Source organism: Vibrio sp. Vb1574 (genome assembly GCF_033338675.1).
In genome coordinates this window covers 1-1,036 of sequence record NZ_JAWOTC010000470.1, presented here as the reverse complement: position 1 = coordinate 1,036, position 1,036 = coordinate 1, and the positions used below count along the sequence as shown (strand labels likewise).

Sequence of the window (1,036 nt, the reverse complement as noted above, 5' to 3'; positions counted from 1 at the left end):
CTTAACTGCCGAAGAAATTGCTTCAGAACTTTTGCCGATGCTCTCGCAAGCTGCCGAGCAGCAAGGTATCGACCAATATACTCCGGTTGCAATGGATTGGCTCAATGGCCGCCGAACCCCTTACGCAAACCAGCGTCTTAAAGGTGCCATTTGTGACTTAAACCTTGGTAGCTCATCACCTGCAATTTTCTCCGCACTCGTAGAATCCACTGCGCATGGCGCAAAAGCGATCGTCGATTGCTTTATAGAACAAGATGTCACTGTCGAACGCGTCATCGCCATTGGTGGCATTGCGCAAAAATCCCCTTACGTGATGCAAATGTGCGCCGATGTGATTGGTCGCGACATCATCGTGGTCGAATCAGATCAATGTTGCGCATTGGGGGCAGCGATTTTTGCAGCCGTCGCAGCTGGCGTTTACCCGACGACGAAATCAGCACAAGCCGTGATGGCAAGTCCTGTTCGTCAAACCTACTCACCAACACCAAAAGTGCAAACATTACGAGCACAGCGTTACGCGACGTATCGCGAGCTTGGGCAACACATGGAGCAGGTTGCGGAGTTTCACCAATCGCAGGAGCGTGAAGATGTCTGAACAAACCGTCTGGAATGATGCCGACTCATTAGTCGAACGAATCAAAACGCTGCGTCACCAAGTCTGGCAAGCCAATATGGATTTACAACGTCATAACCTTGTGACGTTCACGTGGGGCAATGTGTCAGGCATCGATAGAGAATCTGGATTGGTTGTTATCAAACCCAGCGGTGTTGAGTACTGCGAACTGAATGCTGAAAACATGGTGGTGGTCGATCTGCACGGCCAAGTGGTTGAAGGGAAACTCAACCCATCTTCCGACACGGCCACGCATCTAGAGCTTTATCGCCATTTCCCGGAGGTTGGCGGTATCGTTCACACCCACTCTCCTCAGGCAACGGCATGGGCACAAGCAGGCAGAGCCATTCCCGCGTTGGGCACAACTCATGCGGATTATTTCTACGGACAAATTGCGTGCACTCGCGCCTTGAGCGACGAAGA

2 protein-coding genes are annotated in these 1,036 nt (G+C 51.6%); both read left to right on the top strand.

Annotation, left to right across the window (positions count from 1 at the left end):
* A partial coding sequence (locus tag R7O12_RS26945; protein ID WP_318127124.1) for an FGGY-family carbohydrate kinase occupies positions 1-595 on the top strand: 595 nt, incomplete at its 5' end.
* A 76-nt stretch (positions 596-671) separates the two neighbouring features.
* Positions 672-1,036, top strand: a 365-nt coding sequence (locus R7O12_RS26940; RefSeq protein WP_411913101.1) for a class II aldolase/adducin family protein, incomplete at its 3' end; no start/stop codon positions are given.